The following is a 20,475-nucleotide window of genomic DNA, read 5'->3' as shown; positions in this document are numbered from 1 at the left end:
GCCGGACGCGCGGCTACAGCAGGCCGTCGCGCTTGACCGCCAGGTAGCGCTCCACCAGCGCCGCCGGCAGGTCCGCGCAGGTCACGTCCAGCACCATCACGTGATGGCGCCGCAGGGCGTCATGGGCAATCGCGCGCTGCTCCAGGTAGCGGGCGATCGCGCCGGCATGGACCGCGCCGGACAGATCCTTCACCGGCGCGGACAGGGCTTCGTCCAGTTCGCGCTCGCGCAGGCTGGCGACGCAGACCAGATGGCGCTTCTGCAACAGGCGCACCGCGGCCAGCAGTTCCTCGATGTCCTCGTCGCGCACATTGGTCACCAGCATCACCAGCGAACGCCGCCGCTGGCGCAACGACAGCTCCGTCGCGGCGGCCAGATAGTCGGTCGCCACCGGCCGCGGCTGCAGGTCGTAGCTGGCCCGCAACAGGGTGTCGATCGCACCCATGCCGCGCTGCGGCGCGACCCAGCGGCGTTCCCCGCCACTGGCGCCCAGTCCGACCGCATCGCCCTGGCGCAACGCCAGGTAGGACACCACCAGGCTGGCGTTGAGCGCATGGTCGAAATGGGACAGGCCGCCTTCGCGCGCCATCATCCGGCGCCCGGTGTCCATCAGCATCACCAGTTGCTGGTTCTTTTCGTCCTGGTACTCGCGTGAAATCAGCTTGCGCGCGCGCGCGGTCGCCTTCCAGTCGATCTGGCGCAGGCTGTCGCCGACGCGGTACTCGCGCATCTGGTTGAAATCGGTGCCTTCGCCACGCCGGCGCTTGAGATGCGCGCCGACCAGCCGCGACGCCTGTTCCGCGCTGAACAGCGCGAAGCGGGTCAGCGGCGCGAAATCCGGATAGACCCGCACGGTGCGCGGCTCGTCGAGCCGACGCGACTGCCACCACAGCCGCAGCCGCGAATGCAGGCGTATCTGCACGCCCTGGAAAATGGCGTCGCCGCGCTCCGTCGGACACAGGCGGTAGTGGAACGCCGTCGCCTCGCCACGCCGCAGGCGCAGGCGCTGCGGCAGGCCCTGCATGGTCCAGTGGCCGGGATGCAGGTCGAACACGTCCACGCGCTGCCGCTCGGCGGCTTCCATCCGCAGCGTCACGTCGCGCGCGATCCCCAATGGCCAGGCCTCCGGCATTTCCCGCGCCACCACCGGAGATGGCCGCCGCCACAGCCACAGCGCGTCGAGCGCGGCCAGCAGGATCACCGCCGCGCCCGTGCCCAGCCAGACCGGCTGCGGCACGCCGGCGAACAGCACGGCAAGGCCGGACAGGCCCCACAGCGCCAGGCAGGCGATCAGTGGCCAGGCGGGCCTCATTTGCGCGGCGCTTCCACCTTGGCCAGCAAGGCGCGCAGCACGTCGTCCGGCGACTGGCCTTCGATCTGCAGTTCCGGCGCCAGCGCGATGCGATGCCGCAGCGCGGGCGTGGCGATATCGCGCACGTCGTCCGGGGTGACGAAATCGCGTCCCTGCAGCACCGCCTGCGCGCGCGCGGCGCGCACCAGCGCGATGCTGCCGCGCGGACCGGCGCCCAGCGCGATGCCCGGCCATTTGCGGGTGGCGGCGACGATGCGCACCGCATAGTCGACGACCTGTTCGTCCACCGCCACTTCGGCGGTGCCGCGCTGCATGGCGATGATGTCCGCCGCGCCCAGCACGCGCCGCACCTGCGACAGATCGAAATCGCCGGCGGCGCGCCCGGTGGTGATGGCGTCCACCATCCGTTTCTCGTCGTCCAGCGCCGGATAGTCGATCAGGATCTTCAGCAGGAAGCGATCCAGCTGCGCTTCCGGCAGCGGATAGGTGCCTTCCTGTTCGACCGGGTTCTGGGTGGCCAGGGTCAGGAACGGCGGCGCCAGTTCGAACGACTTGCCCTCGATGGTGACCTGTCCTTCCTGCATGACCTCCAGCAGCGCCGACTGGGTCTTGGCCGGCGCGCGGTTGATCTCGTCGGCCAGCAGCAGGTGGGTGAAGACCGGGCCGCGCCGGATCTTGAAGCTCTCGGTCTTGGGGTCGTAGACGGCATGGCCGCTGACGTCGCTGGGCATCAGATCCGGCGTGAACTGGACACGCGCGTAGGTCAGTTCCAGGGCCTGCGCCAGCGCGCGCACCAGCAGGGTCTTGCCAAGGCCGGGCACGCCCTCGATCAGCACATGGCCACCGGCGAGCAGCGCGATCAGGATCTGATCCAGCACCTCGGGTTGGCCGATGAACGCCTTGGAGACTTCCTCGCGCACCTGGGCGACGCGTTCGGCCAGCACGTCGCCGGTCGTTGCATCCGTCGGTGCGCCGGTGACGGCGGTGGAATCGTTCATAGTCGGTTTCTCAACTGGATCAGGGTGGAAATGCGGTCGCGGAAGCCGGTCTTGTCATGCGTGGACGGCGTCTGCAGGGCGGTGCGCACGGTGTCGGCCGGGACGCCGAGGCGTTCGGCCACCGCTTCGACCTGGGCCTCGCCCGCCAGCGCGGCGGCCATCGGATCGCGGCGGCGCAGGCGGGCCAGGAAGGCCTGGCGCGCGGCGGTGTAGAGCAGCACGCCACGGCCATAGCGGAACAGGTGATCGCCGCTGGCGCGCACATGCTCCAGCAGCGAGCGGCGATCCATCGACGGCGCCGGCAGCGGCGGGCCGAACGGGCGCATACGCGACCACAGCCAGGCCAGCAGCGCGACCAGCAACGGGCCCCACACCATCCAGCCGCGGAACAGGATCGTGCGCAGCAGCGACGGCATGTCGGCGGCATACACCAGATGCATGGTGCCGGCGCCGTAGTTCGGGGCCAGCACCTGCCGCGCCAGCGCCTGATGCGGCACGTCGCGCAGGCCGCCCTGCGGACGCTTGAGCGGGTCGGCGAACGGATTGCCCGGCTCGCCCTGGTTCACCAGGAAATCGAAATCGGCCAGCACGTCGACATGGCCCTCGCCGTGGGCCAGGCGGGCATAGACGTAGCCGGCTCCCAGGTCACCCCAGGCGAGTTCGGGTTCCACGTCATGCAGGCGGAACCGGCGTCCCCGGCAGAATTCCACGTGCGGACGCTGGCCTTCGACCTGAAGATCGGCGCACTGGCTCTGCTCCCGCGTTTCGACCCCCAGGGCCTTGAACAGCAGGGGATCCGGGCTGCCATCCCAGATCTGCCGGGGCGGCGTCCGCACCAGCAGGTGTCCCCCCTGCTCGACCCAGTCCAGCAGGCGCCGGGTCTGGTCGCCATCCAGGCCGCTGGCCTCGTTGAACAGCAGCACGGTGTCGCGCGGACCCGGTGGATGCGCGTCCAGCGCCAGCCGCTGCCGCGACTGCGCCTTGACCCCGTCGGCCTCCAGCGCCCTGCGCAGGGCGTACAGCGGGTTGTAGGCGGCCTCGCCCGTGGGCGGCAGGTACAGGGTCTGTTCGACCCGGTGATAGTTGCGCTGGAACCAATGGGTGCCGGCGGCGATCAGCAGGCCGGCCAGCACGACCAGGCCGACGATGAGGGTGATCCGGACGGGACGCTTCATGCCAGCCACCCGCCGCGCGCCTGCATCTGCCCGAGCAGGGATTCGAATTCGGTTTCTTCCGGCAGGCGCTGGGCATAGGCCGCGTACTGCCAGACCCGGACGATGCGGGCGAACAGCTGCCTGTCCTCGTTCTGGGCCATCCGCCGCGACAACCGCAGGCACTCGGCTTCGGTGGCGCCGGGCGGCAGTTCCACCTGCGCGCGACGGCCCATCGCCTGCACGCCGGCGCGATACACCAGGGCCAGCGCGTCGCGCGCGCGCCCTTCGCGCCACAGCCGGCGCGCCACGGTGGCCACGTCATCGGGCAGCGCTTCGGGGACCATCGCCGGTTCGCGGGAGGTGCCGGCGTCGAAGCCCGCCGCGCCGCCATCGCCCCGCCCGCGCATCCACGGCAACCAATAGCGCGCGGTCACCAGCAGGACGAGCAACAGCACGCCCGCCAGGATCCACAGGCCCCATTCGGCGAGGAAGGCGAACATCGCCATCACGCCCTGCAGCCACCCCAACTGCGGCGTGTCCTTCTCCGGTCTGGCGGTTTCCTTGTCGATGCGCTCCCACTGTTTCTGCACCACGGTGCGGTTGAGCGCCGGGTCGCGGTAGGCCTGCTCGCTGGCGCGGCGGAAGCCGCTCTCGTCCACCCGCTGGTCGCCGAACACTTCCGGCAGCGTCGGCGGTTTCTGCTTGCCTTCGGCGTCGCTGGACTCGTGCGGCACCGATGCTTCCGGCTCGTCCGCTTGCTCCGGCGCGTCCTGTGCCCGCGCCGGTCCCGCCATCGTCCCGCCCAGCACGGCGAGCACCATGATCAGCGCCGACGCGCTGCTCGCCAGCCGGCCGCGCAGCTTGCGGAACACGATCTCCACGTCCCAGGCTTCCAGCTGGGTGCGCCGGTTGAGGTACAGGCCGAAGCCGGCGCCGACGAAGAACGGCTCGATCACCGACATCGCCATCCACGCCATCGCGTTGAGGCCGATCTTCACCCAGACCGGCGACTGCTCGACGATCAGCGTCCAGGTGGTGCGCAGGGTTTCCGGCAGCAGATCCAGCGGCGTGAACATCAGGATGCCGGCGAGCCCGCCCAGGAACAGCGCGCCTTCGAAATGCAGGCACACCAGCGTCAGCAGCGCCGCATTGCCGTAGATCGCGCCGCCCAGCACCCGCCTGCGATCGCGCAGGCGCTGGCCCTGCACGCCTTCCAGCAGGTCCACCGGCAGGTACAGCGAGCGCGCCGGACTGAACCGCCGCCAGGTCAGGTAGTGCAGCATCGGCTTCCAGCCCCAGGTCGCCTGCGCGCGCAGGGTCTCGCGCACGCCGGGCACCGCGCCGAACACCGCGCGCGAGGCGACATACAGCGGCACCCGATCGAACAGCGGCTTGAGCCACCACATCAGCACGGCCGCCAGGCCGATCAGGTCCAGCGCCCAACCGACCGCGTTGAGCAGCGCGAAGACCGGCAGCGTCACCAGCAACCAGGGTTTCCAGATCGCGGCGGCGTCGCGGCGGATCAGCGCCATGCCCAGTTCCATCGCCTCCCAGGACGAGCGCGCGCGCAACTGGACGGTGAGCTGTTCAAGCCTCATCGGTGCTCCCCCGGCCGCCGCGCCACAGCCACAGCAGCACCAGCGTCCACAGCGTCGCCGACACGCCGTACTTCACCGATGCGGGAATCGACTGGATCGAGGACCAGAACGCCTCGATGAAGGCGGCGATGAAAAACATCAGCGCCGCGCCCAGGCAGATCTTCGCGCCCTTCCAGCCCGCCTCGACCAGCGCATCGACGCGCCTTCTGCGTCCGGGCGCGAGCAGGTTGTACCCCAGGCGCAGACCGGCGCCACCGGTGATGACGATCGCGGTGAGCTCGAACGGCGCGTGACCGGCGACGAAGCGCCACAGCGGATCGGCCGAGCCCATCTGCTGCAGGTGCCCGAACGAGGCGCCGATGTCGACGCCGTTGAAGATCAGGACATAGATCGGTCCCAGGCATCCCAGCAGGCCGCTGGCGAACACGCGCAGGCCGATGCTGGTGTTGTTCATGATGTAGACGCCGAACATGTACCAGTCGCTGCCCGAGTCCCGTCCCAGCCGGTGGCGGGGATCGTTGGGATCGAACATCCGCTCCATCGAGGCGATCTCCTCCGGCGCCTTGATGCCGTGGATCAGCTCCGGCTGGTATTGCAGCAGCACGAACAGGATGACCATCGGCAGCACGAACAGCGCCATGGCGATCCACATGCAGGCCGCCTCGCTGCGCACCAGCCGCGGAAAATCGGCCAGCACGAACACCAGCGCCCGCCGCCAGCGCGGTGGCGGCGTGCGGTACAGCAGGTTGTGCCCGCGCTGCATCAGCTGTTGCAGGCGGTCGGTGATCTGCGGGCTGTAGCCGCGCTTGCGAGCCAGCGCCAGCTGCTCGCAGACGCGCCGGTAGCGGGCCGGCACGTCCTCGTCGGCCAGCTCGGCGTGGTTGCGCGCATCGCGCGCCTGCCTGGGCTCGCCGCGCAGATCCAGCCATTGTTCGAACGCCAGCCATTCGCGCTGGTGGCGGGCCACGAACTGCTCCTGCCTCATCGACGCCCCACCAGCCAGTTGGCCATGCCGTACAGGCGCAGCACGCCGGCCTGTCCCTGCGCTTGGGTCAGCGGCGCGACGATGTCGGCCAGCTCGGCCTGGCGCGCCGGCGTCAGCAGCGGCGCGCGTTCGCCGAACGCGACGATCGCGGCCTGCTCGTCCGGCTGCAGGCCCGGCGGCACCGGCACCACCACGTTGGCCGGCGCCGGCACCGGCTCGCGCGCATGGTCCTCGTGCACCACCAGCGTCCTCGCCACCATGTCGCCGAGGCGGCGGCCATGCGGATCGGCCAGGCTGGCGACCAGCCCGGCCATGTAACCGAACGGCAACATGTCGACCGTGCGCAGCAGGTTGCGGGTGATCGCGGCCAGCCAGCCCAGCGGCGCGCCATCGGCGGACACCACCCGCAGCCCCATCGCGCGCTTGCCGATGGTCTGCCCGTTCCAGATCGCCTCCAGGGCGATCGGGTAAATCCAGTACACGACGAACATCAGCACCATCGACAGGCCCTGGCCCATCTTGCCCATCAGGCCGAGCACGGTGCCGACCACGAACAGGATGCCCAGCCGCACCACCAGATCGATCGACCACGCCACGGCGCGCGGCACCGGCCCGGATGCGGGCAGATGCAGGGCCACGCCTTCGGGCGTGATCACTTCACGGTAGGTATCCAGTCTCACTTCATCACCCGATGCCGGCCCACGTCATCGCATCGGCGATGCGCCGTCCTGGCGAAGTCTGCGTGTTGCGCACCATGCGCGATTCCGTTTCCCGGCATTCCGTCCGTCGCGACTTTAGCCGCCGCCGCCACGCTTGCCCAGTCCGCGCGCGGCTACACTGCCTGCATGTCATCGTCCTTTCCCTGTCGCGCGGGCTGCGCCGCCTGCTGCACGGCGCCGTCGATCGCCTCGCCCATTCCCGGCATGCCCGCCGGCAAACCCGCGGGCGTTCCCTGCGTGCAGCTGGACGAGGCATTGCGTTGCCGCCTGTTCGGGCGTCCGGAACGCCCGCGGTTCTGCGCCACGCTCAAGCCCGGACCGGAGATGTGCGGCCACAGCCGCCAGGAGGCCATGGCCTACCTGGACGCGCTGGAGCGGGCCACCCGGCCCTGAGGACGCTCGACGCATCTCAGCTGACGGTCGGCTTCTCTTTCTTGCCGCCGAACATGCGCCGGAGGCCCGCGCCGATGGCGACCACGCCGACCAGCAGCAGCTTCCAGAACTTGGCCAGCACCAGGCCGATCTTGGCGAACAGGCCGGCCTTGGCCGCCAGTCCGCCGCCCACCAGCGCCGCCAGACCATAGCTGGCGACCTTGTCGGTGGAAGCGTTGAAGTCGGCGTAGCGCGCACCGCTGTCGAATTCGGTCATCGGCAACAGGTCCTGCATGCCCTTCTGCACCTGCGCCAGTTCGGACATGCCGGCCACCGCGTTGAGGCTCAGATAACCGTGCCGCCCCAGCACGCGGATGTCGTAGTTCAGGGTGTGCTCGGCGTTGCCGTCGAACGAGAGTTCCTTGGCCCAGTACAGCTTCTTGGCCGAACCGTCGTAGCGCGGCGGCACCGCCCAGCCGACCAGATCCACGGTGCCGTAGCCGGCTTCCTTGCGCGCGCTGTTCTCCTCGCGCGTGGATTGCTTCATCTCGGTCAACATCTTGTCGTAGTCGATCTTGGCGGCGTCCTCGTCCGAGACGTAGCCTTCGTCCGAATAGGTGACCACGACCGCCCAGCTGTCGTCGGCCAGCAGATCCGGCTTGCGCGGCACGATCAGGCCCAGCACCGATTCATCCGGCGGATTGCCCCACAGGTCTTCCAGCACGCGGCGGGCGTCGGCCTGTTCCAGATAGCGGAACTCCGGCTTCAGCTGGAAGCGCGCATGCGCCTTTGGCACCGCGATATCGCCCTCCCGGAACTTCAATCCCGCGACAAACTCCTCGGCGCTCTTCGCGCCCGCCGCTTCGCCGTCGTCCTGCGCCATCACCGGCGTTCCCCACGCCAGCACCGCGGCGGCCAGCAGGCCACCGAACCATGGTTTCAACATGTTTTTCCCCATTGATGGACAGATCCCTGTCCCGCGCCAGTGTTGCCGGAGCATCGGCGACAGGCAAGCCCTGCGCGACCGGCAAAGCCTCCCGGTGGATGGCGGACAAGCCAAACCGCCATTCCGGCAAACCGGGCGACCGCGCCCCGGGACGTCAGCCCTGGGCGGCGTGCAGGTACTGGTCCTTCAACCGCACGTAGTGGGCGGCGGAGTAGTGCAGGCTCTCGATTTCCTTGTCGCTGAGCTTGCGGGCGAAGCGGGCCGGATTGCCAAGCCACAGTTCCGCCTCGCCGACGACCTTGCCCGGACCGACCACCGCGCCGGCGCCGACAAAGCCGTGCTTCTTCACCGTGGCGCCATCCAGGATGCAGGCGCCCATGCCGATCAGGCACAGATCCTCGATGGTGCAGGCATGGATGATGGTGCCGTGGCCGACCGTGACGTCCGCGCCGATCAGGGTCGGATACCCGGCCCGGTTGTACGGGCTGTGGTGGCTGACGTGGATGATGGTGCCGTCCTGCACGTTGGTGCGGGCGCCGATGCGGATGTGGTTGACGTCGCCGCGGATGATCGTGCCCGGCCACACCGAGACGTCCTCGGCCAGTTCCACGTCACCGATCACCGTGGCCGCCGGATCAACGTAGACACGGGGGCCGAGGGCGGGAAAACGGTCAAGATAGGGGCGGATAGCGGTCATGTCGCCATTGTAGCGACCATACGCCCGCGTCCGGGCCTACACTGCGGCCATGGACACTCCCGCCGACACGCCCCAGACCGAGCTCCGTCCCACCCTCGATCGCCTGCGCGCGGCCTGGCAGGCGCAGCGACCCGACCTCGCCCGGCGGCAGGCGGATCTGCAGCGCCTGCGCGATGCGCTGAAGCGCCGGCTGGACGAGATGGCCCGCACCATCGCCGCCGACTTCGGCCACCGCTCGCTGCACGAGAGCCGCATCGCCGACGGCATGACCGTGCTCAACGAGATCGATCACCTGCTCAAGCACCTGCGCCGCTGGATGATGCCGCGCCGCGTCGGGGTGGGCTGGCGGTTCTGGCCGGCGCGCGCGGAGATCCGGCCCGAGCCGGTCGGCGTGGTCGGCGTGATCGCGCCCTGGAACTACCCGGTTAACCTGGCCCTGATTCCGCTGGCCACCGCGATTGCCGCGGGCAACCACGTCTACCTCAAGCCCTCCGAACACACCCCGCGCACCACCGCGTTCCTGCGCGAACTGCTGGCCGAAGTGTTCCCGCCCGATCGCGTGGCGGTCGCCAGCGGCGGACCGGAGATCGCGTCCGCGTTCGCCGGCCTGCCGTTCGACCATCTGGTGTTCACCGGTTCGACCGCGGTCGGCCGCAAGGTCATGGCCGCCGCCGCGCCGCAATTGACCCCGCTGACGCTGGAACTGGGCGGCAAATCGCCGGCCATCGTCTGTGACGACTACCCGCTGGAACAGGCCGCGGCGCGGCTGGCGACCGGCAAGTGGTTCAACGGCGGCCAGACCTGCATCGCCCCGGACTACGTGCTGATCGCCGCCAATCGCCGCGACGCGCTGGTGGAGGCGCTGCGCAGGCAGGTGAAGGCGCGCTATGGCGATCTGCAGAATCCGGGCGACTACACCCGCATCATCAACGATGGCCAGTTCGCCCGCCTGCGGGGTTATCTGGAGGATGCGCAGGCGCGTGGCCTGGCGGTGATTCCGCTGGCCGGCGCCGAGGACCCGCGGGAGCGGCTGTTCCCGCCGACCCTGGTGCTGGATCCGGGCGACGATGCGAAGGTGATGCAGGACGAGATCTTCGGGCCGATCCTGCCGATCCGTTCGGTGGACTCGCTCGACGAGGCCATCGCCTACGTCAACGCGCACGATCGTCCGCTCGCGCTGTACCCGTTCAGCAACGACCGCAACCGGATCGAGAAGATCCTCAAGCACACGCTGGCCGGCGGCGTCACCGTCAACGACACCGTGCTGCATTTCGGCATCAATGATCTGCCTTTCGGTGGCATCGGTCCCAGCGGCATGGGCGCCTATCACGGCAAGGCCGGCTTCGATGCGTTCAGCAAGGCGCTGCCGATCCTCTGGCAGAGCCGCCGCGCCGGCAGCGACATGCTCAAGCCCCCCTACGCCAAGGTCGCCCGCTTCATCGATTTCATCGTCCGCTAGGCGGGCGGCCTCGGGGAAGCCGCGTTCCTCCGGACACGAACACGGCTTCGCCCGCTCAGGGTCGTGGGGCTACCCGCTACCGCGAGACCCCCGTCATTCCGGTGTGGGCCGGAATCCGTTGGCCCTTCGCGTTCCAGGTCGCATCAAGGGCGGAAGCGAACCGGGTCCCGGCCTCTGCGCTGGGACGATGGCGAGCAGCATCGTTTCCCACCGTCGTTCCGCCCAGGCCGGCATCCATCCTGATTCGCTGGACGGGAGCCACCCTGGCGGGGAAGCAGATGATCCCGGCAGTCGCCGGGATGACGGCAGCGGGGGCATACGTCGGCCCGCTCGCACCTAGGGATGATCACGGAGTGATTGGCAGGAACAACGCGGACGCGTCAATGGCCGGGTCTCGCCGCGCAGATCGCGCAGGGCCACCGCGACGCCGATCAGCGATCCGGCCGTCGCCCACGAAAGCAGCGATGGATCACTCTGCGTCGTCGAGCGGCAGTCTGGGCATGCGACGCTTCACGGGCGAGGATTGGATGATCGCCGTATTGGTCGCGCTGTAAGGAAGAAATCGATCGATCAGGGATTCCAGTTCCTCCACTCCCTGCACGAAAGCGCGCGCGATGAAGCAGTCGTCGCCCGTCACACGCTCCGCCTCCACGATCTGCGGGGTCTCCTGCAGGAGAGCGGCCACGCGTGAGAGTTCGCCGGGCATGGGCCGCAGGCGCATGTGCACCGCCAGCGGCAGCCCTGCGGCGCAAGGATTCAGTCGAATCGTGTAGCCCTCGAGAACGCCGCTCTCTTCGAGCCTCCTGACGCGCTCGGCGACGGCAGGGGGAGAAAGACCAACGTTGTCGGCAAGCACCTTCATCGAGAGCCGCGCGTTCTCCGACAGCAACTCAAGCAGCCGTCGGTCGAGTACGTCGAGGGGTCGAAAAACACGTCGATTCATGGCCGCCTTTGTTTCGAAGGTAAAAATACGCAACCACTCTCAAAAAAGAACGCAGTTACATTACATGACGTTCTTTTTACCATATAAAATGAAGAAATCGCTTTCTATCATAAGCAGATGGAAGCGATCCCCCCTCAATCCGCCCGCCGACCGCTCGATGCCGTGCCGCCCCACCTCTGGTTCGGCATCAGCGCGGTGTTCCATTATCTCGGCCCCTCCTTTGCCGTACTTCTGTTCCCCGCGGTAGGCGTGCTGGGGGTCGCATGGCTGCGGATCGCGACGGCCGCTTTCGTCTTCGCCCCGATTACCCGGCCGTGGCGGACGATCGCCCGGGCGGACAGGTCCGGTCGCTGGTTGATCGCGGCAATGGGCGTCTGTCTCGCCGGGATGAACTGCGCCTTCTATCTCGCTCTCGACCGTCTGCCGATCAGCCTGGTGGCCGCCATCGAGTTTGTCGGCACCATCGGCGTAGCGGTCCATGGTCTGCGCACGAAACGCAACCTCGCCGCGCTGGCGCTCGCCGTCATCGGCGTCTTCACGCTGATCGACGTCACATGGTCGAGCGATCCCCTCGGCCTCCTGTGGGCCTTTCTCAACGGCGCGCTGTTCGTCGTCTACATCCTGCTTGGCCATCGGATGGCCCGGACAGGTGCCGGCGATGGCATCCAGCGACTGGGCGCGGCGATGGCGATCGCCCTGCTCGTCGTCCTGCCGATTGGTTTCAGGGAAGCGGTGGCCGCCTTCAGCGACCCCGTGCTGGTCATGGCCGGAATCGGGGTGGGCATCTGCTCCTCGGTCATCCCCTACGTCTGCGATCAGCTCGCAATGGCGCGGCTCAAGCGTTCCAGCTTCGCCCTGATGCTGGCGCTGCTCCCCGCAGTCGCCACGCTGGTGGGAGCGCTGATCCTGGCCCAGATACCCGACGGGCAGGACCTGCTGGGCATCGCCCTGGTGATGCTGGGTGTCGCCATCCACAAACAACCGAAGGACTGAACCATGTTTCCACCCCTGGAGCCATTCGCGGAGGACACCATCGATGTCGGAAATGGACACACGATCTACTACTGCCAGTCCGGCAACCCGGAGGGGCGGCCGGCGCTGATCCTGCATGGTGGCCCGGGCGCAGGCTCGTCTCCCTACCATCGAAGGTTCTTCGATCCCTCTCTCTACCGCATCATCCAGTTCGATCAGAGGGGATGTGGCAGGTCCAGGCCGAACGCCGGCCTTGACGCCAACGATACCTGGAGCCTGGTCGCCGACATGGAGCGGCTGCGCCACCGCCTTGGCATAGATCGGTGGTTGCTGTTCGGCGGTTCCTGGGGCTCCACGCTGGCGCTCAGTTACGCCGGCAAGCATCGGGAGCATTGTGTCGCCCTCATCCTGCGCGGCGTCTGGCTGAATCGCGAGGAAGACATCGCCTGGGACTATGACGGGCTGCGACGATTCTGGCCGGAGGCGTTCGCCGAGTTCGAAGGGTTTGTCCCCGAAGAGGAGCGGGGCGACCTGCTCGCCGCCTACCATCGACGCCTGTGCGACGACGATCCGGCCGTGCACATGCCGGCGGCCGTTTCGTTCTGCCGCTGGGAGGCGGCCTGCGAACGCCTGTTGCCTTCCCACGAGGAAATCTCCGCCGGACCAGAAACCCTGGCGCTCGCGCGCATCGAAGCGCATTTCACGATCAATCGGGCTTTCACGGAGCCGGAAGCGCTTGTCGCGGCGGCGGAACGCCTGGGTGACCTGCCAGGGTCGATCGTGCATGGACGCTACGACATGCTGTGCCCGGTGGACGGCGCGCTGGCCATCGCGCGCGCTTGGCCCGGGGCACGTCTGACGCTCGTGCCCGACGCCGGTCATTCCGCCTTCGAGCCGGGCATTCAAACGGCTTTGCTGGCCGAGACGGCGGCGCATGCCTCGTCCTCGCATTGGGAGCACGCGCACCGGCCGCAGTCCCTTCCGCCCGGCGAGCCCGCTCCGCGGTGATCCCTCACGCGTGCAGCTCCTTGTCCGGGTGAAATTGTCGGGAAGGCACGCAGGCGGACGGTCGGGGAAGCCGCGTTCCTCCGGAACACGGGTGCCGCTACGCGGCCATGGCGGTTACCCGGTGCCGTGGACCGGGCCCCGTCATTCCGGCGAAGGCCGGCATCCATTGGCGCCTCGCGTTCCGGATCGCATGAGGACAGGAGCAAATCGGGTCCTCGCCTGCGCGGGAACGCGGCGGACGCGGGCCGGCACTGGCCTGGGGGCGCGCCAGACACATGGCCGGAGCGACACTTCAGCCCGCCATGAGGCGGACGGAGGTCCGTCCGCGATAGTCTGATCCGACGGCGATGTCGAAAAACGACCCGCCGGCTCGTCATAGTCAGGTCACCCGCACAGGACCGCCCATGACCTTCCCCACGCCTCCCAAGGCCACCCGCCGCGAATGGATCGGCCTGATCGCCATCGCCCTGCCCTGCATGGTCTACGCGATGGACCTGACCGTGCTCAACCTGGCGTTGCCGGCCATCAGCGCCGATCTCAATCCGTCGACGTCGCAGCTGCTCTGGATTGTCGACATCTACGGCTTCCTGGTGGCCGGCTTCCTGATCACCATGGGCACCCTGGGCGATCGCATCGGCCGACGGCGCCTGCTGCTGATCGGCGCAGCCGCGTTCGCCGCCGCCTCGATCATCGCGGCGTTCTCGCGCAGCGCGGAAATGCTGATCGCGATGCGCGCACTGCTCGGCGTGGCCGGGGCGACCCTGGCGCCCTCGACCATGTCGCTGATACGCAACATGTTCCATGACGAGCACGAGCGGCAGTTCGCGATCGGCGTCTGGATCGCCAGCTTCTCGGTCGGCGGCGCGATCGGCCCGCTGGTGGGCGGCCTGCTGCTGGAATGGTTCTGGTGGGGCGCCGCGTTCCTGGCGGCGGTGCCGGTGATGGTGCTGCTGTTGCTGCTGGGGCCGAAGCTGCTGCCCGAGTACCGCGATCCCGATGCCGGCCGGCTGGACCCGGCCAGCATGGCGCAGTCACTGCTGGGGGTGCTGGCGGTGGTGTACGGACTCAAGCGGATCGCCGAACACGGCGCCGATGCGCGTGGCCTGCTGGTGCTTGCGGTCGGGCTGGTGCTGGGCGTGCTGTTCGTGCGTCGCCAGCGCCACCTGGACTATCCGTTCCTCGATGTCACCCTGTTCCGCCGTCCCGCCTTCAGCGCCGCGATCGTGGCGTACGCGCTGGCGGGCCTGTCGATGATGGGCGTGTACATCTTCATGACTCAATACCTGCAACTGGTGCTTGGCCTGTCGCCGTTGCAGGCGGGCCTGGCCACGGTTCCGTGGTCGCTGTGCTTCACCGTCGGTTCGCTGCTGGCGCCGCGCCTGGCGCGGCATTGGGGCGCTCGCCGGGTGATGGTGCGCGGCCTGCTGGTGGCGGCGGTCGGTTTCGGCATCACCGCGCTGGTGGTGCCGCCACATGGTTTGTGGATCCTGATCGCCGGCATGCTGGCGATGAGCATCGGCCTGGCGCCGGTGTTCACCGTGGGCAACGAACTGATCATCACCACCGCGCCGCCGGAACGCGCCGGCGCGGCGTCGGCCTTGGCCGAGACCAGCGCCGAACTCAGCGGCGCGCTGGGCATCGCGCTGCTCGGCAGCGCCGGCATGGCGCTGTACCGCTTCTGGCTGGAACCGGCGTTGCCCGCGGATCTCGCCCACGCCGCCGCCGGGCACGCGCTGTCCACGCTCGGCGGCGCCATCGCCACCGCCGAAGCGCTGCCGGCCGGCCAGGCTGTCGCGATCGAAACCACCGCGCGCACCGCGTTCACCGATGCGATGCGGCTGGTCGCGGTGTTCGGCGGAACCATGATGGTGCTGGCCGCCTGGATGGCCGCACACCTGATGCGCGACGGCGAGGGCGAAGGCCATGTCGCCCGCGTGGCCAACGAAGCATCGGGCGCCTGAGCCCGGCGGCTGACTTACACTGACGTCCTTCCGGCGCCCCGGGGCGCCACGATCACGGATGCACGGAATGAAAATCGCCAGCTGGAACGTCAACTCGCTCAACGTGCGCCAGCCGCACCTGGAGCAATGGCTGGGCGCGTTCTCGCCGGACGTGGTGGGCCTGCAGGAAACCAAGCTGGAAGATCACCGCTTCCCGGACACCGCGCTGGCCGGGCTGGGTTATCGCAGCATCTTCGCCGGACAGAAGACCTACAACGGCGTGGCGATCCTGTCGCGGGTGCCGGCCACCGAAGTGCAGGTCGGCATCCCCGGCTTCGAGGACGAGCAGAAGCGGGTGATCGCGGCGACCGTCGGCGACGTGCGCATCGTCAATCTGTACGTGGTCAACGGGCAGGACGTGGGCACCGACAAGTACGCCTACAAACTGCGCTGGCTGGACGCCGTGCACGGCTGGCTGGCCGCCGAACTGCAACGGCATCCGAAGATGATCGTGATGGGCGATTTCAACATCGCCCCGGACGAACGCGACGTGTACGACCCCAAAGTCTGGGGCGACGACCACATCCTGACCTCGGTCGCCGAACGCGACGCGTTGCGGCGGCTGAACGCGCTCGGCCTGCATGACGCCTTCCGCCTGCACAACGACGAAGCCGGCGTGTACAGCTGGTGGGACTACCGAATGGGCGGACTGCGCCGCAACCTCGGCCTGCGCATCGACCTGACCCTGGTTTCGGACGCGCTGCGCGCGCAGGCGGCGGCCTCCGGCATCGATCGCGAGCCGCGCACCTGGGAACGCCCCAGCGATCACGCGCCGGCCTGGGTGCAGCTGGCCGGCTGATCGCACCGCCTTCCGGAATGAACAAAGGCCCGACGCGGCTGCGTCGGGCCTTTGTGATGCCACGGACCTTGGGTGCGTCTCGAATCCGCGCACGCGGCCGCAGCGAAACCGGATCATCGCCGCGTCAGCGTGCGCGTCCCCGCGTGAAGAGGTTGACGATCAGCAGCAGCACGACCGCGCCGATGAAGGCGGTGACCAGGAAGCCGATCCAGCCGCCGCCCAGGCCCAGGCCCAGCGTCGGCAGCAGCCATCCGCCGAGGAAACCACCGATGATGCCGACCACGATGTTGAGGATGATGCCCTGCGAGGCATCCCGCTTCATCACGAGACTGGCCAGCCAGCCCGCGACACCACCGACGATCAGATAGATGAGAAAATTCATTCTGCCTGTCTCCTTCCGTTGTGGACTCGGCCCCCAACCCGAGGGGCCCGTGGGATTAAGCGGTCGCCGCCGTGAAACCACTGTCAAGCGGGCCAGGGGGAATGGCATCCTTGCGCGGCGGTGATAACGCGAATCGCGCCGCGATGCACGCTGCCCCGCACCACCCGCCGACCATGCCCGATCTTTCGTCCCTCGCAGAAGCCCCGTCCCACCTCGCCTGGCGATTCGGGCGATTCCAGGTGTGGCTGCGCCCGCACGCGCCGCGCACGCGCGGCGAACCTTCGGCGCGGCAGGTGCTGGCCGAGGCGCTCGCGCAACCCGCCGACGCCTTGCCGATCCGGCGCGACGCGCGCGGCAAACCGCACCTGGATGCGCCCTTCGGCGATCAGGCGATCAGCTGGAGCCACAGCGGCGAGGTCCTGCTGGTCGCGCTCGGACCGGCGCGGGATCTGGGCGTGGACGTGGAACGCCACCGCGAACGCCCGCGGATGATGGAAATCGCGCAGCGCTTCTTCCATCCCAGTGAACTGGACTGGCTGCGCGCGCAGGACGACGACGCGCGCACGGGCGCCTTCGTGCGCCTGTGGTGCGCCAAGGAGGCGCTGCTGAAAGCGCACGGCCATGGCGTCTCCTTCGGCTTGGAGAAGCTGGTGTTCGGCGAACGCGAAGGTGGCCTGCACCTGGTCGACTGCGATCCGGCGCTGGGTTCGCCGGCCGAGTGGCAGCTGCACGAATGGGAGCCCCTGCCCGGCCATCGCGGCGCGCTGGCGTGGCGGACCTGAGTCCGGGCGTTCGGGGATAATGGGCGCGATGAATGCCTCGACGCTCCCCGCCGGCCTGGATGCGCAACTGCGCCAGGGCCTGACCGAACTGGGCCTGGACGCCAATACGCTGGCGCCGCCGCTGCTGGACTATCTGGCCCTGCTGCACCGCTGGAACCGCACCTACAACCTCACCGCCATCCGCGATCCCGCCGAGATGGTGACCCGCCACCTGCTGGATTCGCTGGCCATGCATGCGCACGTGGCCCTCGGCACCCTCGCCGATCTGGGCACCGGCCCGGGCCTGCCCGGCATCCCGCTGGCGATCGCCCATCCCGGCCTGCGGGTGACGCTGGTCGAAAGCAACGGCAAGAAAGCCCGCTTCATGCGCGAGGCCGTGCGCCAGCTGGGCCTGGACAATGCGCGGGTGGCCGAATCCCGCGCCGAGGCGCTGGACGAACCGGCCGCCTACGACAACCTCACCGCGCGCGCCATGGACACCCTGGCCGGCATCATCGCCGTCGGCGGCCATCTGCTGAAGCCCGGCGGCGCCCTGCTGGCGATGAAGGGCGTGCGGCCGGACGAGGAAATCGCCGCGCTGCCTGCGGGCTGGTCGGTCGAGGCCATCCACCCGCTGCGGGTGCCCGGCCTGGTCGGCGAACGCCATCTGGTGGTCGTGCGCAGGACCGCCGCCTGAACTCGCGCCGCGATCCTTCATAAGCGTTTGATATCGTTGACCGGAGCCGCGGCATGAGCGCCGTTCCGCGGCATCGCCGCGCGGCGGTTCCGGCCATGCGATTTCGCACGACCGGTCCGGACCCCGCATAATCCCCCATCCACCCCGTGCCTCGAGGCGACCACCCGCATGGCCCGCATCATCGCGATCGCCAACCAGAAAGGCGGCGTCGGCAAGACCACCACCGCCGTCAACCTGGCCGCCGCGCTGGCGCGCGCGCCGCAACGCGTGCTGCTGGTGGATCTGGATGCCCAGGGCAACGCCACCATGGGCAGCGGCGTGGACAAGCGCGAGGTGGAGAACTCCACCTGCGACGTCCTGCTGCAGGAAGTCGAGGCGCGCGCGGCGATCGTCACCACCCAGGAAGGCTTCGACCTGCTGCCGGGCAACATCGATCTGACCGCCGCCGAGATCCAGCTGATGGAAGCCGACGGCCGCGAGACGCGCCTGAAGGCCGCGCTGGAACCGATCCGCGGCGACTACGACTTCATCATCATCGACTGCCCGCCGGCGCTGTCGCTGCTGACCCTCAACGCGCTGACCGCGGCGGATTCGGTGCTGGTGCCGATGCAGTGCGAGTACTACGCACTGGAAGGGCTCAGCGCGCTGGTCGAAACCATCGAGGCGCTGAAGACACGGCTCAATCCGGGCCTGGAGATTGAAGGCGTGCTGCGCACCATGTTCGACGTGCGCAACAACCTGGCCAACGCCGTCTCGGCGGAACTGACCCAGCATTTCGGCGATCGCGTGTTCCGCACCATCGTGCCGCGCAACGTCCGCCTGGCCGAGGCGCCCAGCCACGGCCAGAGCATCGTCGGCTACGACCGCACCTCGCGCGGCGGCGTCGCCTACCTGGGCCTGGCCGGGGAAATCATCCGCCGGCAGAGTGAACGCAAGAAGCAAGAAAAGAGGATGGAGTACGCCTGATGAGCGCGTCGAAGAAGCGCGGCCTGGGCCGTGGACTGGAAGCCCTGCTGGGTCCCAAGGCCGCCGAAACCCCGCCGCCGGAAGCCCAGCCGGGCGAAGCGCTGCGCACCCTGCCGGTCGGCCAGCTGCAGCCGGGCAAGTACCAGCCTCGCATGGCGATGGATCCGGCCAAGCTCAACGAGCTGGCCGAGTCGATCAAGGCGCAGGGCGTCATCCAGCCGATCGTGGTGCGCGAACTGTCGCCCGGTCGCTTCGAAATCGTCGCCGGCGAACGCCGCTGGCGCGCCTCGCAGGAAGCCGGCCTGGCCGAAGTGCCGGTGGTCGTGCGCGAACTGGACGATCGCACCGTCATCGCGATGGCGCTGATCGAGAACATCCAGCGCGAGGATCTCAATCCGCTGGAAGAGGCGCAGTCGCTGCAGCGCCTGATCAACGAATTCGCGCTGACCCACGCCGAAGCCGCCGAAGCGGTCGGCCGTTCGCGCGCGGCGGTGTCCAACCTGCTGCGCCTGCTGGAACTGCCGCCGGCGATCCGCGCGCTGCTCGAAGCGCGCCGGCTGGAAATGGGCCATGCCCGCGCGCTGCTGACGCTGTCGCCGGAACTGGCCAGCAAGCTGGCCTCCGAGGCCGCCGACCAGGGCTGGTCGGTGCGCGAGGTCGAGCACCGCGCCCAGCAGTTCGCCGCCGGCAAGGTGCCGGTGGTCGGCCGCAAGGCCAAGCCGGGCAAGGCCGCCCCGCAACCGGACATCGCCTCGCTGGAAACCGAGCTGTCCGAAAGCCTGGGCACCCGGGTCACCATCGCCCACGGGCGCGGCGGCAAGGGCAAGCTGATCATCCAGTACACCGATCTCGACACCCTGGACGGCGTGCTGGAAAAGCTGCGCGGTCCGCGCGGCTGAGCAACGGGCGCGCCCCGTGCGACGGCGCGCCGGCAACCCGTACCCGCCCCGGATTCAGCCCGTGGCGGCAGAATAGGCGTCCATGACCTCCAGCCCCGTCCTTTCCGTCGTCGTCCCGGTCTTCAACGAACGCGACAACGTCACCCCCCTGATCGACGAGATCACCGCCGCCCTGCGCGGGCAGGTGGATTTCGAGATCGTCTACGTCGACGACCATTCCCGCGACGACACCCTGGCCGTGCTGCAGGGCCTGAAGGCGCGCGTGCCGGAACTGCGGGTCTTGCAGCACGTCCAGCAGAGCGGCCAGAGCACCGCCATCCGCACCGGCGTGAAAGCCGCGCGCGGCGCCTGGATCGCCACCCTCGACGGCGACGGCCAGAACGATCCGGCCGACATCCCCAAGCTGATCGCCGCGCGCGACGGCGGCGAGGCGCAGACCAAGCTGTACGCCGGCTGGCGGGTCAACCGCCAGGACAGCGGCAGCAAGCGCTGGGCCAGCCGCTGGGCCAACGCGATCCGTTCGCGCATGCTGCGCGACGAAACCCCGGACACCGGGTGCGGCATCAAGCTGTTCGAGCGCGAGGCCTTCCTCGATCTGCCCTATTTCGATCACATGCACCGCTACCTGCCCGCGCTGATGCAGCGCGCCGGCTGGAAGACGATCAGCGTGCCGGTCAACCATCGCCACCGCACCGCCGGCGTGTCCAAGTACAACAATCTCAACCGCGCGCTGGTCGGCATCAGCGATCTGCGCGGCGTCGCCTGGCTGATCAAGCGCGGCAAGCGCACGGCGGTCCGGGAGCTCTGA

At 68.9% G+C, this 20,475-nt stretch carries 21 protein-coding genes; 11 read left to right on the top strand and 10 right to left on the bottom strand.

The window, feature by feature from the left end; all coding sequences use genetic code 11:
• Positions 1 to 13: 13 nt before the first annotated feature.
• The 6 genes from ACTHN1_RS18445 to ACTHN1_RS18420 are packed head-to-tail and all read right to left on the bottom strand — an operon-like array spanning position 14 to position 6,727.
• A complete protein-coding gene (locus ACTHN1_RS18445) occupies positions 14 to 1,312 on the bottom strand; it encodes a DUF58 domain-containing protein (RefSeq protein WP_440472375.1) in 1,299 nt (432 codons plus the stop codon).
• A complete protein-coding gene (locus ACTHN1_RS18440) occupies positions 1,309 to 2,310 on the bottom strand; it encodes an AAA family ATPase (protein ID WP_440472374.1) in 1,002 nt (333 codons plus the stop codon). The genes ACTHN1_RS18445 and ACTHN1_RS18440 overlap by 4 nt, the downstream gene beginning before the upstream one ends.
• Positions 2,307 to 3,485 (bottom strand): DUF4350 domain-containing protein, encoded by a 1,179-nt coding sequence (locus ACTHN1_RS18435; protein ID WP_440472373.1) that lies wholly within the window; start codon positions 3,483 to 3,485, stop codon positions 2,307 to 2,309. The genes ACTHN1_RS18440 and ACTHN1_RS18435 overlap by 4 nt, the downstream gene beginning before the upstream one ends.
• On the bottom strand, positions 3,482 to 5,062 hold the full coding sequence (locus tag ACTHN1_RS18430; RefSeq protein WP_440472372.1) for a DUF4129 domain-containing protein: 1,581 nt from the start codon (positions 5,060 to 5,062) through the stop codon (positions 3,482 to 3,484). Before ACTHN1_RS18430 ends, ACTHN1_RS18435 begins: the two co-directional genes overlap by 4 nt.
• Complete coding sequence (locus tag ACTHN1_RS18425) at positions 5,052 to 6,047, bottom strand: stage II sporulation protein M (RefSeq protein WP_440472371.1); 996 nt, start codon at positions 6,045 to 6,047, stop codon at positions 5,052 to 5,054. Before ACTHN1_RS18425 ends, ACTHN1_RS18430 begins: the two co-directional genes overlap by 11 nt.
• Positions 6,044 to 6,727 carry an RDD family protein gene (locus ACTHN1_RS18420; RefSeq protein ID WP_440472370.1) on the bottom strand — a complete coding sequence of 228 codons (684 nt, stop codon included), beginning with the start codon at positions 6,725 to 6,727 and terminating at the stop codon, positions 6,044 to 6,046. Before ACTHN1_RS18420 ends, ACTHN1_RS18425 begins: the two co-directional genes overlap by 4 nt.
• Positions 6,728 to 6,892: 165 nt before the next feature.
• On the opposite strand from ACTHN1_RS18420, the gene ACTHN1_RS18415 reads away from it, so the two are divergent.
• Entirely contained in the window at positions 6,893 to 7,159 is a 267-nt protein-coding gene (locus tag ACTHN1_RS18415; RefSeq protein ID WP_440472369.1) for a YkgJ family cysteine cluster protein, read from the top strand.
• A gap of 16 nt (positions 7,160 to 7,175) precedes the next feature.
• Here the strand turns inward: ACTHN1_RS18415 and ACTHN1_RS18410 are convergent, their stop codons facing one another.
• Together ACTHN1_RS18410 and ACTHN1_RS18405 are read right to left on the bottom strand one after the other, a co-directional pair.
• The gene (locus ACTHN1_RS18410; protein WP_440472368.1) at positions 7,176 to 8,084 is read right to left on the bottom strand and encodes a DUF2167 domain-containing protein; all 909 of its coding nucleotides are present in this window, start codon (positions 8,082 to 8,084) and stop codon (positions 7,176 to 7,178) included.
• A gap of 154 nt (positions 8,085 to 8,238) precedes the next feature.
• On the bottom strand, positions 8,239 to 8,781 hold the full coding sequence (locus ACTHN1_RS18405) for a gamma carbonic anhydrase family protein (protein WP_440472367.1): 543 nt from the start codon (positions 8,779 to 8,781) through the stop codon (positions 8,239 to 8,241).
• Between the two features lie 49 nt (positions 8,782 to 8,830).
• Here ACTHN1_RS18405 and ACTHN1_RS18400 point away from each other — a divergent pair, with 49 nt between their 5' ends.
• The gene (locus ACTHN1_RS18400) at positions 8,831 to 10,240 is read left to right on the top strand and encodes a coniferyl aldehyde dehydrogenase (RefSeq protein ID WP_440472366.1); all 1,410 of its coding nucleotides are present in this window, start codon (positions 8,831 to 8,833) and stop codon (positions 10,238 to 10,240) included.
• Between the two features lie 469 nt (positions 10,241 to 10,709).
• Here the strand turns inward: ACTHN1_RS18400 and ACTHN1_RS18395 are convergent, their stop codons facing one another.
• Positions 10,710 to 11,183, bottom strand: a complete 474-nt coding sequence (locus ACTHN1_RS18395; protein WP_440472365.1) for an Lrp/AsnC family transcriptional regulator — start codon at positions 11,181 to 11,183, stop codon at positions 10,710 to 10,712.
• Positions 11,184 to 11,300: 117 nt separating this feature from the next.
• Here ACTHN1_RS18395 and ACTHN1_RS18390 point away from each other — a divergent pair, with 117 nt between their 5' ends.
• The 4 genes from ACTHN1_RS18390 (at position 11,301) to xth (ending at position 15,962) form a co-directional block, all read left to right on the top strand.
• A complete protein-coding gene (locus tag ACTHN1_RS18390) occupies positions 11,301 to 12,176 on the top strand; it encodes an EamA family transporter (RefSeq protein WP_440472364.1) in 876 nt (291 codons plus the stop codon).
• Between the two features lie 3 nt (positions 12,177 to 12,179).
• Positions 12,180 to 13,163, top strand: coding sequence for a prolyl aminopeptidase (gene pip, locus ACTHN1_RS18385; RefSeq protein WP_440472363.1), 984 nt, complete (start codon positions 12,180 to 12,182; stop codon positions 13,161 to 13,163).
• Positions 13,164 to 13,567: 404 nt separating this feature from the next.
• On the top strand, positions 13,568 to 15,124 hold the full coding sequence (locus ACTHN1_RS18380) for an MFS transporter (RefSeq protein ID WP_440472362.1): 1,557 nt from the start codon (positions 13,568 to 13,570) through the stop codon (positions 15,122 to 15,124).
• Positions 15,125 to 15,191: 67 nt separating this feature from the next.
• Positions 15,192 to 15,962, top strand: a complete 771-nt coding sequence (gene xth, locus ACTHN1_RS18375; RefSeq protein ID WP_440472361.1) for an exodeoxyribonuclease III — start codon at positions 15,192 to 15,194, stop codon at positions 15,960 to 15,962.
• A 124-nt stretch (positions 15,963 to 16,086) separates the two neighbouring features.
• Here xth and ACTHN1_RS18370 read toward each other — a convergent pair whose 3' ends face one another.
• Positions 16,087 to 16,344, bottom strand: a complete 258-nt coding sequence (locus ACTHN1_RS18370) for a GlsB/YeaQ/YmgE family stress response membrane protein (protein ID WP_440472360.1) — start codon at positions 16,342 to 16,344, stop codon at positions 16,087 to 16,089.
• A 173-nt stretch (positions 16,345 to 16,517) separates the two neighbouring features.
• On the opposite strand from ACTHN1_RS18370, the gene ACTHN1_RS18365 reads away from it, so the two are divergent.
• The 5 genes from ACTHN1_RS18365 to ACTHN1_RS18345 all read left to right on the top strand — a co-directional run bounded on the left by ACTHN1_RS18365 (position 16,518) and on the right by ACTHN1_RS18345 (position 20,475).
• Positions 16,518 to 17,126: a 4'-phosphopantetheinyl transferase family protein gene (locus ACTHN1_RS18365; RefSeq protein WP_440472396.1), complete on the top strand. Its 609-nt coding sequence runs from the start codon at positions 16,518 to 16,520 to the stop codon at positions 17,124 to 17,126.
• A 28-nt stretch (positions 17,127 to 17,154) separates the two neighbouring features.
• A complete protein-coding gene (gene rsmG / locus ACTHN1_RS18360; protein ID WP_440472359.1) occupies positions 17,155 to 17,802 on the top strand; it encodes a 16S rRNA (guanine(527)-N(7))-methyltransferase RsmG in 648 nt (215 codons plus the stop codon).
• A 168-nt stretch (positions 17,803 to 17,970) separates the two neighbouring features.
• Positions 17,971 to 18,768: a ParA family protein gene (locus tag ACTHN1_RS18355; protein WP_440472358.1), complete on the top strand. Its 798-nt coding sequence runs from the start codon at positions 17,971 to 17,973 to the stop codon at positions 18,766 to 18,768.
• Positions 18,768 to 19,667 carry a ParB/RepB/Spo0J family partition protein gene (locus ACTHN1_RS18350; RefSeq protein WP_295378647.1) on the top strand — a complete coding sequence of 300 codons (900 nt, stop codon included), beginning with the start codon at positions 18,768 to 18,770 and terminating at the stop codon, positions 19,665 to 19,667. Before ACTHN1_RS18355 ends, ACTHN1_RS18350 begins: the two co-directional genes overlap by 1 nt.
• An 82-nt stretch (positions 19,668 to 19,749) precedes the next feature.
• Positions 19,750 to 20,475, top strand: coding sequence for a glycosyltransferase family 2 protein (locus tag ACTHN1_RS18345; RefSeq protein ID WP_440472357.1), 726 nt, complete (start codon positions 19,750 to 19,752; stop codon positions 20,473 to 20,475).

The organism is Pseudoxanthomonas sp. (assembly GCF_051953815.1).
GTDB lineage: Bacteria > Pseudomonadota > Gammaproteobacteria > Xanthomonadales > Xanthomonadaceae > Pseudoxanthomonas_A.
This window is presented reverse-complemented; position numbering and strand designations above follow the sequence as displayed.

Bases quoted from the DNA above. Each gene is read 5' to 3' on its own strand.
- ACTHN1_RS18445 (WP_440472375.1), bottom strand. From the start codon at position 1,312: ATGAGGCCCGCCTGGCCACTGATCGCCTGCCTGGCGCTGTGGGGCCTG.
- ACTHN1_RS18440 (WP_440472374.1), bottom strand. From the start codon at position 2,310: ATGAACGATTCCACCGCCGTCACCGGCGCACCGACGGATGCAACGACC.
- ACTHN1_RS18435 (WP_440472373.1), bottom strand. From the start codon at position 3,485: ATGAAGCGTCCCGTCCGGATCACCCTCATCGTCGGCCTGGTCGTGCTG.
- ACTHN1_RS18430 (WP_440472372.1), bottom strand. From the start codon at position 5,062: ATGAGGCTTGAACAGCTCACCGTCCAGTTGCGCGCGCGCTCGTCCTGG.
- ACTHN1_RS18425 (WP_440472371.1), bottom strand. From the start codon at position 6,047: ATGAGGCAGGAGCAGTTCGTGGCCCGCCACCAGCGCGAATGGCTGGCG.
- ACTHN1_RS18415 (WP_440472369.1), top strand. From the start codon at position 6,893: ATGTCATCGTCCTTTCCCTGTCGCGCGGGCTGCGCCGCCTGCTGCACG.
- ACTHN1_RS18410 (WP_440472368.1), bottom strand. From the start codon at position 8,084: ATGTTGAAACCATGGTTCGGTGGCCTGCTGGCCGCCGCGGTGCTGGCG.
- ACTHN1_RS18405 (WP_440472367.1), bottom strand. From the start codon at position 8,781: ATGACCGCTATCCGCCCCTATCTTGACCGTTTTCCCGCCCTCGGCCCC.
- ACTHN1_RS18400 (WP_440472366.1), top strand. From the start codon at position 8,831: ATGGACACTCCCGCCGACACGCCCCAGACCGAGCTCCGTCCCACCCTC.
- ACTHN1_RS18395 (WP_440472365.1), bottom strand. From the start codon at position 11,183: ATGAATCGACGTGTTTTTCGACCCCTCGACGTACTCGACCGACGGCTG.
- ACTHN1_RS18390 (WP_440472364.1), top strand. From the start codon at position 11,301: ATGGAAGCGATCCCCCCTCAATCCGCCCGCCGACCGCTCGATGCCGTG.
- pip (WP_440472363.1), top strand. From the start codon at position 12,180: ATGTTTCCACCCCTGGAGCCATTCGCGGAGGACACCATCGATGTCGGA.
- ACTHN1_RS18380 (WP_440472362.1), top strand. From the start codon at position 13,568: ATGACCTTCCCCACGCCTCCCAAGGCCACCCGCCGCGAATGGATCGGC.
- xth (WP_440472361.1), top strand. From the start codon at position 15,192: ATGAAAATCGCCAGCTGGAACGTCAACTCGCTCAACGTGCGCCAGCCG.
- ACTHN1_RS18370 (WP_440472360.1), bottom strand. From the start codon at position 16,344: ATGAATTTTCTCATCTATCTGATCGTCGGTGGTGTCGCGGGCTGGCTG.
- ACTHN1_RS18365 (WP_440472396.1), top strand. From the start codon at position 16,518: ATGCCCGATCTTTCGTCCCTCGCAGAAGCCCCGTCCCACCTCGCCTGG.
- rsmG (WP_440472359.1), top strand. From the start codon at position 17,155: ATGAATGCCTCGACGCTCCCCGCCGGCCTGGATGCGCAACTGCGCCAG.
- ACTHN1_RS18355 (WP_440472358.1), top strand. From the start codon at position 17,971: ATGGCCCGCATCATCGCGATCGCCAACCAGAAAGGCGGCGTCGGCAAG.
- ACTHN1_RS18350 (WP_295378647.1), top strand. From the start codon at position 18,768: ATGAGCGCGTCGAAGAAGCGCGGCCTGGGCCGTGGACTGGAAGCCCTG.
- ACTHN1_RS18345 (WP_440472357.1), top strand. From the start codon at position 19,750: ATGACCTCCAGCCCCGTCCTTTCCGTCGTCGTCCCGGTCTTCAACGAA.